Origin of the sequence: Desmonostoc muscorum LEGE 12446, from assembly GCF_015207005.2 — a bacterium.
In the GTDB taxonomy this organism is placed as follows: Bacteria; Cyanobacteriota; Cyanobacteriia; order Cyanobacteriales; family Nostocaceae; genus Nostoc; species Nostoc muscorum.
On the sequence record NZ_JADEXS020000001.1, the window covers coordinates 1,854,784 to 1,868,476 of the forward strand.

Genomic DNA, 13,693 nt, shown 5'->3' on the forward strand with positions numbered 1-13,693 from the left:
TCTTGAAATCTGCTGTATTGCCACACTCAAGTAATACCCTTAGCTCTATGAGTTATTGCCTCAATCCCAAGTGTCCAAATCCTGCCGATTTAATGAATGCCAATGGTAACATTTTTTGCCGTAACTGTGGGGAAAACTTGTTACTAAAAAACAAGTACCGACTAATTAAATTATTGGGTAGTGGAGGCTTTTCTCGAACTTTTGAAGTAGAAGATAACGGAATCAAAAAAGTCCTCAAGGTTTTGAATTTATCTTTATTTAGCGATGACGACAAAAAATCTAAGATAGTTGATTTATTTAAGCGAGAAGCTGAGGTGTTAATTCGCTTAAATAATTCAGGAATTCCTCAAGTTGAGCCAGATGGATATTTTGAATTGAACTTTCCAAATTGCCCAGAGCCATTATACTGCTTGGTAATGGAAAAAATTGAGGGTTTAAATTTACAACAATGGTTAAAAAATCGAGATCATAAACCCATCACACCGGAACTAGCGATCGCTTATTTAAAACAAATACTAGAAATTTTAGATCGAGTCCACGCTCAGGGGTATTTTCATCGGGATATTAAACCAGCAAACATCATGGTCAAACCAGATGGAAAACTTGTGTTAATTGACTTTGGAGCGGTACGCGATTTAGCACAAACTTATGTGCAGCAACAAAATGAAAATACCATAGTTGGTACACTAGGTTACTCATCACCCGAACAAATGAAAGGCACAGTAGTAAAGCAATCAGATTTTTTTGCTTTAGGACGAACTTTTGTGCATTTACTAACTGGAAAGCTGCCATTGAATCTGGAAGAAGATCACCAAACAGGTAAGTTAATTTGGCGTGACCAAGTTTCATTTCACTCCAATTATTGGAGAAATTGGTTAGATAAATTGAGATGGCGATCGCTTTTCGATTTGCTCGATGAAATGATGGAGCCATACTGGAAAAATCGCCCAGAAAATACTCAAATAATTTTACGACGCCTGAATCGTCCAATTACCTTACCACGTATTTCACCTTGGGTAGCTGGTACGGCTATTTTATTGGGAGTTGGATTACCTAGCAGTTATTGGTATTTAAACGGAGTAAATGGATGTTCAAAAATTTGGCTGAGGACTTTTCCTCTAGAGGATAGTATCAGTTGTGGTGAAGAAATTCTGTTACCAAATATCAATATGACAGTAACAGAAAAAGAACGAGGAGTAAAGGCGATCGCCGCGGGTAAATACCAAGATGCGATTACTTGGTTAGAGAAGGCTTGGCAAAAAGATCGTGACCCGGAAACCTTGATTTATCTTAATAACAGCCGCCTAGAAGTTGAAAAATTTAAAGCCTACACTATCGCTGTTGTAGCTCCTATCAGCAATAATAATGACAATATATACTCCAGCCAAGAAATATTGCGTGGTGTTGCACAAGCACAAGATGAATTTAATCAAAAATCCAAAACAAAAAACATAGGTTTAAAAGTATTGATTGCTAGTGATAATAATCAAATTGAAGATGCTCAAAAAATAGCAGATAAATTAGGCAAAACCCATGATATTTTAGCTGTTATTGGTCATTTTAGAAGTGATACAACCTTAGAAGCTATCAAAATTTATCAACAACAGCAACTCTTATTAATTTCTGCTACAGCCACATCAGAATCTCTATCTACATCTTGTAAATTCAATTATCCTAATTGTTTTTTTCGTGTTGTTCCTAGCAACCGTGTTATTGCCGAAACTTTAGCTAACTATCTGAAAAAACAAAATAAATTACAAGCTGTAATATTTTTTAATCCCAACAATAATTATAGTAAATCTCTGCAAGCACAAATGAAAGGTAGACTTTCTGAATTAGGTGGAAAAGTATTAGCAGATATCCCTTTTGATAACAATATAGAATCTACTATAAATAAAGTTAAACAACAGAAAGCAAATGTAATTATTTTATTCCCAACTACCGATGGTCTAACCTCTGATTCCGCAGTTCAGGTAATTGAATATGCGAAGAAAAATAAATATTTAGTAGTCGGTGGAGATAGTCTAGATAATAATAAGCTTCTCAAAGCATTAGTAAGCAATCAAGCAGGTGCAGTAGTGGCTATACCTTGGCATTCGAGAAGTAATTTAAATCGAGATTTTCCGAAACAAGTAGAGAAAACTTGGGGGAAAATAGGGAATTGGCACACTGCATTATCTTACGATGCAACTCGTGTATTACTAGCAGCTTTAGAAAAAATACCATCACCCAGTCGTGAAAATGTGCAGCAAGCGATCGCTGAGACTAATTTTAAAGCAACTGGTGCCACCGGCGTAATTTCTTTTAAACCAAATGGCGATCGGCAACAGGATAATATTCATTTAGTCAAAGTTGTACAAAATCCCAATACAGGACAAATAGAATTTCTACCTTTGAATTTATCAAAGCAATTTCCAGGTGATTAAATTCTAGGTTATTGGCAACCTGAGATTCATAAAACAGCAGATTGCAAATTTAAACTGCTGGAATTTTCTTCCAAATATTTGATCCAATCAGGATGTGAAATAATAGTCATAATTAAATAATTATTAAAGTTTGTGTGAAAAATAGGTGGTATTTTATGCAATTACAAACACAAAATGGTGTGTTACGGAAGCCTTAACACACCCTACAATACCTAATACCATTTCCAAAAATCTTTGCAACACATGAATCGATTGTAGGGGCGTACAGCTGTACGCCCCTACCTATGTATCTGTATCAGGTATTTCGTGAAATGGTATAACCTTGTTCAAAAATCAAACGGATTGCTATAGATTATTTGGCTTGGTTATCAAACTCTTCTGAATCCGTTATATCAATCATCTATGCGTAGCAGCTTGCGATAAAACGCTTGTGAAAAATCGGTGGCACGATAACGTTTATAGTTTTCGATAAGTTCAATTAAAAAATTAATAAACTCGAAACTGGCCATCATCAATTCGTAACTCAGTTCAGCATTACCATCAAACTGTACTCGGCAACGGGTTAAATCTGAAGGTAGAGTAGCAACATTCCAGGAAGCGACAAAAGGGACATGCTCACTAGCTTCTATCTTTCGGTGTCCCTCTAAAACCCCTTTTTGATAAAGACTCATAGCATAGGGTAAAAAATTCCTCTTAGCGCCCTGAACGTAAGGTAAGTAAACGCTGGCTTGTTGTTGAGTGGCAGGCTGGAGTTGCTCAATAGACATTGTTAAATATTCCTCAAGTTAGTTGGCAACTGGCGATAGGCTCTTAGTAGTATTCCCAAAAAATCTGTCTAAGGCACATAGTGGGGAGTGGGGAGTGGGGAGTGGGGAGATAAGGGAGATGAGGGGAACGCGGGGACGGGGGGAATAACTAATGACTAATGACCAATACCCAATAAATGAAGTTACTGCTAAGAAATATTAAAATTTCGGTTACAATAAGGCTGCATTAACTTTTATCGAAGTTGGGGGCAATACACTAAAAAATCCCTGCTTTCAAGTGGCGGTGGATACTGTTACTGTTATTGCTGTTTCTCCCAAGGACAAGGTGCTGCTAACTTGCTATCACTTCGCCTAAACTGGAGTCTCCGTTAGTGAAACTCCATACTTTACAAGCTTCCTGGCCAAGGGGCTATCAAAGGAATCAAGCCTGTGTATAAGAGTGGCAAATGTGGTTGATGCGAGGTCACTAAGCACAGTACCAGTGACAACAACGGTAGTCCCGGAAGCTCTTGGCTTAGGGATAGCGGGTATTACAGTTTGCCCATTCCGATTAATATCGGGAAAAGTAGTCAGGGATATTTTTCCGTAAAATTACTAACTGTAGACAAATAGTGGTTTTTGAATCAAGCAACGCAACCTATGCCAGCGAATTCCTGGCCCGAAAAAGATTCTTATCAAGAGCTTGATCCACTCAACTCCTTGTTGTCTGACCTCTCAGTAGATGAGGAGTCTGTGTTAGAGACAGAAACTGTGTCTCTACCATCCCGGTTTCAAGGTCGTAGACGTAAAGCAGCTCTGGTCTTGACTATCGTCTGGAGTGGCACGATCGCTCTACATTTAGTTTCTTGGGCATCCATATTTATACTAGGATTGACCACCGTTCTAGGCCTTCATGCTTTGGTGGTAGTGTTTACTAAACCTCGTCGCTATCCAAAAGAAATGCAGGGAGATTATCCCTATATATCTGTGTTAGTGGCTGCAAAAAATGAGGAAGCGGTAATTGCTAAATTAGCCCAAAATCTTTGTAATCTGGATTATCCAGATGGAAAATACGAAGTATGGGTAATTGACGATCGCAGTACCGATAATACCCCCCATTTATTAGCAGAACTACAGCAGAAATATGACAAACTGAAAGTACTCACGCGCTCAGCAGACGCTAGTGGCGGTAAGTCTGGAGCTTTGAATCAAGTATTACCCCTGACCAAGGGCGAAATCATTGCTGTGTTTGATGCTGACGCCCAAGTGACACCAGATTTATTATCACAGGTAATACCTTTATTCCAAAGAGAAAACGTGGGGGCGGTGCAGGTGCGAAAAGCGATCGCCAACGCCAAAGAAAATTTTTGGACTAAGGGTCAAATGGCGGAAATGGCACTTGATACCTGGTTTCAGCAACAGCGGACAGCCCTTGGTGGCATTGGCGAATTGCGGGGCAATGGTCAATTTGTCAGGCGTTCAGCCCTAGACAGCTGCGGTGGCTGGAATGAAGAAACCATTACCGATGACTTGGATTTAACAATCCGCTTACATTTGGAAAAATGGGATATTGAGTGTGTTTTCCATCCAGCAGTCCAAGAAGAAGGAGTGACAAAGGCAGTTGCACTCTGGCATCAGCGCAACCGTTGGGCAGAAGGCGGATATCAGCGCTACTTGGATTATTGGGATTTAATTCTCAAAAACCGCATGGGAGGGCGCAAAAGCTGGGACTTGCTGATTTTTATGCTGATTATGTATATTTTGCCCACAGCAGCAGTACCAGATTTATTAATGGCGATCGCTCGTCATCGTCCACCAATGTTAAGTCCCATCACAAGCTTGTCTGTCACTATGTCAATGGTGGGCATGTTTACCGGCTTAAGGCGGATACGTCAAGATCAGAAATTCTCATTTTCTACGTATTTTATCTTAGTTCTACAGACTATACGCGGCAGTTTATACATGTTGCATTGGCTAGTAGTCATGAGCAGTACTACCGCCCGGATGTCCGTCAGACCAAAGCGCCTGAAATGGGTGAAAACCTTGCATACGGGGAATGGGGAATAGGGACTGGGGACTGGGGACTGGGGACTGGGGATAAGGGAGATGAGGAAGTGTTGGGAGAATATAAAAAAGCTTCCCACACCTCCCAATACCTAGTCCCCAGTCCCCAATCCCCAATTTATTCGTCATCAACTTCTGATTCTTCTACCCATTCAGGTGTAGTCATGGAATCAGAAAATTCTGTTGAGTCATCTGTGAAGCGGATGACTTGACCGTTGAAAAATGTTGCTAAATGTTGAGCTGCGATCGCCACTTCATCCGGTTCCCAATTAGCTGGGGGTGCTTGGGTTGGTTGTGGAGGCAAAGTTTTTACCCCATTTCCATTCATCCCATTGCCATTCCTTGCTGGCGACTCGGTTTTGACTTGTGCGGTTGGTGTTGCTGGTGGTGGAGTAACTGGCTGTGGTGCTGGTGCTGGAGGCGAAATTTGCTGGTTGTAACTGGGAGTAGGTGGTTGCTGAGGGCGAGTAGAGTCTTTTGGTGCAGGATTATTTCTGGTTGAAGTAGGAGTTACAGAGGTTACTTGTTCTAGATTTACCTGAACTTCACACCCAAAAGTCTTATGGAAAGCTGCCTTTATCATCGGCAGATCAGATTTAAGTGTTTCATACCATTTAGAGCCTTTAACAGCAACACGCGCTACAGTCCCGTTAAACTCTATTAGCTGGCACATTTGCCCCAGTAAAGCTTGCCTGGAAGGCATCGGAAAATTAGCCCGTACCTGTTGCCAAACCTGGCCTAAGTCATACTGTGCCGCACCAACAACTTCTGAAGTTACTGGTTCAATGTCCACAGGTGGTACAGGAACAGCTACAGGTTCTGGAGTTGGTGATGAAACCGAGTTAGCAGCAGAATTGTGATTTGTTTGCCTATCATTTGGGGGAGATGATGTGATGGGCTGATTTTGGGCAGTTGTTTGATGATGGTTTGCAGGATTATGATTTGTTTGCCGTTCATCTGGGGAAGATGATGTGACGCGGTGATTTTGGGCACCTGCTAGATGATGGTTTGCTCCGTTGTGATTGGTTTGCCCATTAGTTAAAGGTACAGAAGAGACTGGATAATTTTGGGCAACTGCTGGAGGATAATTTGGAGATACAGCAGGCGTATTAACTTGGGGTTGGATACTTGGGGCTTGTGGCTGAATATTCGTTGCACTGGGTAACAAGCCTAATATTGTTACCTCCAACCACAAACGCGGCTGGGTGCTGTTTTTGATTTGCACTTCAGCTTCTCGCAGGTGTTTCTGTCCGGCTAAAATCATGCTCATGTGCCAGTTTTGGGCAAACTCCACCAGGGCTTTCCAAGTTTGCTGAGTACAAGCAACCAAATCATGGCGGTTGGGTGCTGTTCTGGCAATCAGTAAATCGCGGTAAAAACCGCCGAGATTTTGCAGAATAGTCAACGGTTCTCGACCACGATCTAAAATGTAGTGGGTACAGTCGAGAACTGCTTCTGGTTTATCTTGAGCGATCGCATTTAAAAGACCCAGTAAGTCTTGTTCGCTTACCGTCCCCACCAAATCCCAAACTTTATCCGGCGTCACTTCACCCGGTAATAAAGCCAATTGGTCAAGCAAACTTTCAGCATCCCGTAACCCCCCCTGAGCAAGTTGGGCTACCAAAGTAACAGCATCGGGTGAAATATGAATGTTTTCTTTAGAGGCGATCGCACTTAAATGCTTAACCATCGCCTCTAACTGAATACGTCTAAAATCAAACCGCTGACAACGTGAAATAATTGTCGGTAAAACCCGTTGTGGATCTGTTGTCGCCAATACAAAAACTACGTGCCTTGGTGGCTCTTCTAGTGTTTTTAATAACGCGTTAAATGCCTGATTACTGAGCATGTGGCAATTATGCACCAAAAGTCCATTTGCCACAAAGTTATGATTATCCGCCACTTCAATGTCATAAACTCGCTCAATCCCAGCGAGGTGAACAGATTCGACTGTTTCCAAACTTGTAATCCATTGATGGGATGGAATATGGATGTTTTTCCCAGTGAGACTTGATGCTGATAATTCCCCAGCGTTTTTTTTGTAACAAGTTTGGGATATCAAGTTTTTCGCCACACCGGCAGGCACACAAAGGTCGGAGTAATTCGGCTTGTTCAAGGATAGATTGTAAATCGTATGATTTTTGCCCAAATGTATTGCCTTTAAACTGGTGTCCCCTAACAAATCTCCGGGTACGTCCATCGATACCAAATTTGTAAATGAGGATGCCACACCCACATTCACAGGGGATAGTATCTTCACTCCTTCTTTTACGTCCTTTGCTGGTATCCATCCCTGGTTTGTCCTGATTAAATGATTATCCGTACATCTAATTTCTCGATTAGTTGTCTTGATAACCAGGGTTTGCCGTTTTCCTTGGTCTAACCACCTGACAACTTTCTTAAATTCCCACTTGCGTGATGAGTCGTTGTAACTCAGAACCTTCTTGTCTTTAATTTTAGGATCGTCAATTCTTTGAAGTCCCTCATCAGTCAAGACTAGAGAATCTCCGGTTAAGCATTCATCAATCACATAAACTTTATAGCGACACTGGACAGGAGCAAACTGAGCTTTCTCAATCAACTCGCGGATATTATCGACACCAGTGTTGCTGGCGGCATCGATTTCAATTACATCTAAGGAATAGCCTTTGGTGATTCCCTGGCAAACATCACAGACACCGCAGGGTTCAGCAGTGGGCTTGTCACTTTTGAGACAATTAAGAGATTTAGCTAAAATTCGCGCACTAGAAGTTTTCCCTGTACCTCTAGGGCCAGTAAACAAATAAGCGGGGGCAATTTTCGATGTGCCGATCGCATTGGTGAGGGTGGTGGCGATCGCCTCTTGGCCTACCAGTTGAGCAAAACTCTGGGGGCGATACTTGTGGTGCAGGGGTTCGTAAGACATGGAAATATAGACTTCAATGCCTTTTAACGTTGATTAATAGCACCGAGTCGAATTTGGGATTCAATAATTTTAATATCTTGCACCTGCTTTGTTTGTCGATGTTGCCATTCCGATTGGACTAAATTGAATTTGTAAATTTTGGCACTAAGAGAAGCAAGGCAAGAGAACATATCTTTGAACTATGATTTCGCCATCAATGCATCCGAATTATAGCATATCATTTAGTACATTTGTTCTAATATTTTGAAATTTGGGGAGTGGGGAGTGGGGAGTGTGGGAGGTGTGGGAGGAGGAGGAAGTATAAATTCTCTTACTCCCCACACTCCCCCATCCCCCCACACTCCCCACACTCCCCCTCTCCCCCACTCCCCCACACTCCCCACACTCCCCCCACTCCCCACTCCCCACTCCCCATTCCCTAAAGAATTTTCTTGACGGAACTAACGCCATAGCGCAATGCGATCGCTACAATCTTAAGGATAAACACAATACTCAATGGTGTAGCAGATGCTCAAGCGGCTAGTTCAATGGCTCAAAAAGCTCTTTGCGGGCTTGTTTGGTGGAAAACAGAGTGGCTCAAAAGCTAGAGGGAATGTGCAAAAAGAACCAGCACCACCCCTCGGCGATACGGATCTGGAATTTCTCTTCAACGAACTGTTGCAAGGAGTACATCAAGCACGAGGAGAAGCTTGGGCACGCAAGTGGCTGCATAATATTGAACATCGTATTACAACTGAACGCTGGGTTGAATGGTTGGAGCGCTTTGGTAAAAAGTTGCTAGCATCACCCACACCTAATAATGAAATGGCTGCGCGGTTGGTACAACTGGGTGAGTTGGGCATCGGAGAAATTACAGATGTTGCCTATAATATCGGGATGCAGTTGTTAACACGCAATCAAGGCGAACCAATTTGGGAATATGAAGGGCCGGATGCTGTGAGTACAAATTTACCATCTCAACCAACCGCCCCAGCACCCCAGGAAGCATATCAAGAAGAAAATCCACCAGAGGGAGAATATCAAACTGTCACCCTGGAAGAACTGTTTGTGATGTTGCAGCAGGATGAAAATTTACGCCAGCAGATTGCCCAGCAGTTGGCTGTTGAGACCGACGATCCACAAGTTCTTGTGCAAGCATTAATTAGCCAATTATATCCCGGTGGTCAATCCACTACCGAGCAAACAGAAAATTAACTACTTCCCAATGTCAATCTATTTTGGATTTTAAATTTTGGATTTTGGATTGAAACAGACTACTCTGGGTAGGGGGTTAATGGCACAGCGTAAAGCCTTCTCTACGAGACGCGCAAGGGACGCTATCGAGCGTCGGATTTTCATAAATTTTGGATGAGAGGATTTTTTAGACCCTAACGTGGCCGGGGATGAACCGAAATAATCTAAAATCTAAAATCTAAAATCTAAAATTAGCACGGTCAACAGAAGCCATTGCATTGCCTAGATTCTTTCGATTGTATTCCTCACAAAAACAGGGACGGTAGTATCTGGCTTGTAAAACTCCAGAGTTGAGTTTTGGAATTGTAGCGTTCTAACGCTGTAATCTTGAACTTTTGTGTATTTTTTGCTAGCCTGCCACAGAAGCACTGTACGGATATAATGGGTTTTTACGTAATTCATGACTTTTTTAACACAACGATGGCTACAATCTAGAAAAACAAAATCCAAGAGTGTGGCAGATGCTCAGGCGGATATCGCAGTCGCTTAAAAGGTTTTTAAAGCGCCTAATTGCAACTAAGCAGACTCGTTCTCTCAAGGGTGCAAGAGGACACAATCTGGTAGAGGTTCTACCAGAACTAACCAATGCTGATTTGGAACAATTATTTGTCCAATTACTGGAAGGCGTGCATCAAGCACGAGGACGCCAGTGGGCATTGAGGTATCTGCAACGAGTCGAAAATCGTATTCCGGCTGAACGCTGGATAGATTGGTTGGTGACGTTTGGCGAAAGCTTGCTGGCTTCACCTGTGCCAAATCAGCAATTAGCAGTACAGATGGTGCAGCTGGGAGAACTTGGTATCGGCACAATTGGAGATGTTGCCTATGAGATTGGCATAAGGCTGATGCAAAACTTACCCACAGAAATAGAGTATGAGGACAACCAGGCCGAAAATCTAGTTGAATTGACTCCTGGGCAAGAACTGATCCGCGATTTAGGCGAACAGTTATGGGAATATGATGAGCTAGATGTCACAGAAACTACTCCTGGACAAGAACTGATCCGCGATTTAGGCGAACAGTTATGGGAGTATGATGAGCCAGATGTCATAGAAACTACAGCAGATGACGAAATTTTCCTAACTTCGCCAGGACAAGAGTTAATCGGTAATTTAGGCGAACAGTTATGGGAGTATGATGAGGCCTATGCCCAAACAATAACGCCAGTACCCGAAAATGCCTCTGTTGAAGAAATATTGACCGAGGACTCAGAGGAAATGAGATTGGAGTATCAAAGACAAGATACCCAAAGCACAATACCCGCAAATCTCCCTCTCCCCCCAGCGAAAGATTCAATCACTACATTAGCTCAGCTGAGGTGGGACGACCAAGAGGAAGATACTCAAACTAAAACAGCGACAAATTTCCTTCCTGCTAAGCAAAGGACTGAATTAGCAACAACTGACTCAGAGGGAACTTGGGATAACACTTTGGCGAATTTAGAACCAAATGTAGCCAATACTTTAGATGAGTTATGGGTGAGGTTGGATCAAAGTAGTAATTTAGTCCAGCAACTTGCTTCCAATTTGGTAGTTCAAAGCAACAATTCTTCAAGTATTATTGAGCGATATGGCAATGATCCTGTTAGCCAAGCTCAAGGGTGGTTTTACCAAGCTCTTCAACAAGCGAGAACAGGTGATTTGTCAGGCGCGATCGCCTCTTACGATCAAGCTATTGAACTGCAACCAGAATTTTGGGAATATTGGTTTAATCGTGGCTTAACGCTGTTTCATTTAGAACGTTTTGAAGAAGCGATCGCATCTTATGAAACAGCCATCGAACTGAAACCAGACTTCTACAAAGCTTGGTACAACCGGGGTGGAACTCTGGGAGAATTGGGATACTTTGAAGAAGCCATCGCTTCCTTTGACAAAGCGATCGAAATCAAGCCAGACTACCAAGAGGCTTGGTCTAGTAAAGGTTTAGCATTGCTGAAATTAGGCTGGCTACGGGAAGCAATTTCTAGCTATGACCAAGCCCTCGATTTGCAACCACAAGACCAAGAAAATTGGTATCACCGAGGCATCGCCCTAGCTGTCGGCGAACAATTTGCAGAAGCGATTACATCTTACGACAGGGCGCTAGAAATTGACCCAGACTACCACGAAGTGTGGATCGACCGGGGTGTAGTGTTGTTTAATTTAGGACGGTGGTCAGAAGCCATCGCTTCCTGGGACAAAGCCCTTTCAGTCCAAGCCGACTTTTATTTGGCTTGGTACAACCGGGGTATAGCCTTAGATAACTTAGGACGCCGCCAAGAAGCCATCGCTTCCTATCGCCAAGCGATCGCCATTAAACCCGACTTCCACCTAGCTTGGTATAATCAGGCAATAGCATTGTTTTATTTAGAAGAATTTGCCGAAGCGATCGCTTGTTATGACAACGCTTTGCAAATTAAACAAGATTACTGGGAAGCTTGGATTGGTCGGGGAACCGCCGTTGGTAATTTAGTAGATACTAACTTATTGCGGAACTTGTCCAGTAGTATCACAGCGACAAATCCCGCCTTACAACAAATAGGCTACGAAGGTAAATTAGCCAGCTACGAAGAAGGGTTAAAACATCTGCGTACAGATACCCACCCAGAAGGTTGGGGTAGATTGCATGTGGCGATCGCTAACACTTACTATGAGCAAGGCAAGAAACAGCCGAATCCCCGTGATTATTGGCGTAAAGCTGCATCCGAGTACCATCAAGCACTGTTAACCCTGACATTAGAATATTTTCCCCAATTGCATTTAGAAGTTTTGCAATCCCTAAGCAAAGTGCTGATGGGTTTGGGACAAACAACACAACTTCAAGAATTACTGCAACGAGGCAGAGATTTATTGCAACAATTACTGAGTGAAGAAACTCGTTCTGAAGAAAGTAAAAAACAGTTAGCTTTGAAATTTATCGGCTTCGACCAATTGGCAGTTGATTTAGCTGTGGATTTTGGTGATGTGGTAGAAGCCTGGGAAATTGCCGAACAAAGCAAAAATGCTTGTTTAAATTGGCAGCTTTTTGGCTGGGATCATAATATTTATTCACCGCCTTATGGTGCGATTCAGGAACTATTCAATCCCACAACAGCAATTATTTACTGGCATATTAGTCCAGTGTCCCTCCAAACTTTCATTCTCAAAGACCAAGCGCCATCACCGATTCTACTCTTTACACCCATCCAAGATGTTGGCGCGATCGCTTTAGGAGAAGAGGCTATCCGTCTCAACAAATTGCCCCTACCTGAAGCAGTGCGACGCCTGATTGAATTTGAAAATTGGCTAGAAGATTGGCATCAACAATACCAAGAATATCGCACCACAGCCCAAGATAAAGAAAGTAAAAGTCAGCATCCTTGGCGAGTGGATATGGAACAAAAGCTGTTGCAATTGTATGAAATCTTGAATATTTCCACAATTGCCCAGGAACTTGAAGGCATCACCCAACTGATTTTAATTCCTCACCGCGATTTGTACAGATTGCCTATTCATACCCTTTTCCATATTTCTTCTCAATCCGAGGAAGGTTTACCAAATATCGAGTCAAATTTCACCGTTACTTATTTGCCTAGTGCCCAAATAGGTTTATCAATACAAAATCAAGATATTTTGCAGTGGCAAAATCAGTTCTTACTCAGTGTTGAACATCCTGAAAGTGCAGGTTATCCTGGGCTGAAATTTGCCAAAATGGAGTCGGAACTTGTCAGCGAAATGTTTGATAATATCCAGCGAATTCAGGGTTCCCAAGCTACGAAAAATATTGTAATAAATGCATTATTTGATAATTACAATATTTTTCATTTTACTGGTTATGTCACTAATAATTTAAATGAACCGAAAAAATCAGAGTTGGCATTAGCAGGTGAAGACAAACTGATTTTAGAAGAAATTTTTCAACAAAATCTAGGAAGTTACAAGCTTGTCACTCTTTCTGCTTGTGAAAATGTCAGTAGCAGTACCTACATTAGCAGCAGCGAATATGTAAGTTTAGTCAATGGTTTTTTAAATCAGGGCGTTCCTTATGTAGTGAGTACTTTGTGGACTGTGGAATCTTCTGCGAGTGCCTTGGCGATCGTAGAATTTTACCGACGATTACAGCCTGATAAATCACCAGTTATAGCCTTAGCTGAAGCAACACTATGGCTGAAAGAACTAACTGCCGGAGAATTGACAAAATGGTATGAAGATGTCCTAAATAATCTCCATCCTGAGGAAGTACGAATTAGAGCTTATTTAGCAACGCAATTATATAGAAATAGTAAAATGCCATCAGAGAAAAAGCTTTATAATCATCCCTATTATTGGGCAGCATTTACGATTACGGGTAAGCCAAATTGA

General features: G+C 42.1%; 7 protein-coding genes. 4 read left to right on the forward strand and 3 right to left on the reverse strand.

The features are described 5' to 3' along the window. Positions 1 to 47: 47 nt before the first annotated feature. Positions 48 to 2,426 (forward strand): bifunctional serine/threonine-protein kinase/ABC transporter substrate-binding protein, encoded by a 2,379-nt coding sequence (locus tag IQ276_RS08080; protein WP_193922103.1) that lies wholly within the window; start codon positions 48 to 50, stop codon positions 2,424 to 2,426. A 392-nt stretch (positions 2,427 to 2,818) separates the two neighbouring features. Here IQ276_RS08080 and ebsA read toward each other — a convergent pair whose 3' ends face one another. Beyond that, a complete protein-coding gene (ebsA, locus tag IQ276_RS08085) occupies positions 2,819 to 3,193 on the reverse strand; it encodes a type IV pilus biogenesis protein EbsA (protein ID WP_190882643.1) in 375 nt (124 codons plus the stop codon). A 639-nt stretch (positions 3,194 to 3,832) separates the two neighbouring features. On the opposite strand from ebsA, the gene IQ276_RS08090 reads away from it, so the two are divergent. Then, the gene (locus tag IQ276_RS08090; RefSeq protein WP_193922309.1) at positions 3,833 to 5,239 is read left to right on the forward strand and encodes a glycosyltransferase family 2 protein; all 1,407 of its coding nucleotides are present in this window, start codon (positions 3,833 to 3,835) and stop codon (positions 5,237 to 5,239) included. Positions 5,240 to 5,354: 115 nt separating this feature from the next. Here the strand turns inward: IQ276_RS08090 and dnaX are convergent, their stop codons facing one another. Next, entirely contained in the window at positions 5,355 to 8,141 is a 2,787-nt protein-coding gene (gene dnaX, locus IQ276_RS08095; RefSeq protein WP_193922311.1) for a DNA polymerase III subunit gamma/tau, read from the reverse strand. A 23-nt stretch (positions 8,142 to 8,164) separates the two neighbouring features. Continuing rightward, a complete protein-coding gene (locus IQ276_RS08100; RefSeq protein ID WP_190882646.1) occupies positions 8,165 to 8,311 on the reverse strand; it encodes a hypothetical protein in 147 nt (48 codons plus the stop codon). Positions 8,312 to 8,648: 337 nt separating this feature from the next. Between IQ276_RS08100 and IQ276_RS08105 the strand changes: the two genes are divergently transcribed. Together IQ276_RS08105 and IQ276_RS08110 are read left to right on the forward strand one after the other, a co-directional pair. Continuing rightward, positions 8,649 to 9,335, forward strand: a complete 687-nt coding sequence (locus IQ276_RS08105) for a hypothetical protein (RefSeq protein ID WP_190881956.1) — start codon at positions 8,649 to 8,651, stop codon at positions 9,333 to 9,335. Between the two features lie 500 nt (positions 9,336 to 9,835). Continuing rightward, positions 9,836 to 13,693, forward strand: a complete 3,858-nt coding sequence (locus IQ276_RS08110; RefSeq protein WP_193915208.1) for a CHAT domain-containing protein — start codon at positions 9,836 to 9,838, stop codon at positions 13,691 to 13,693.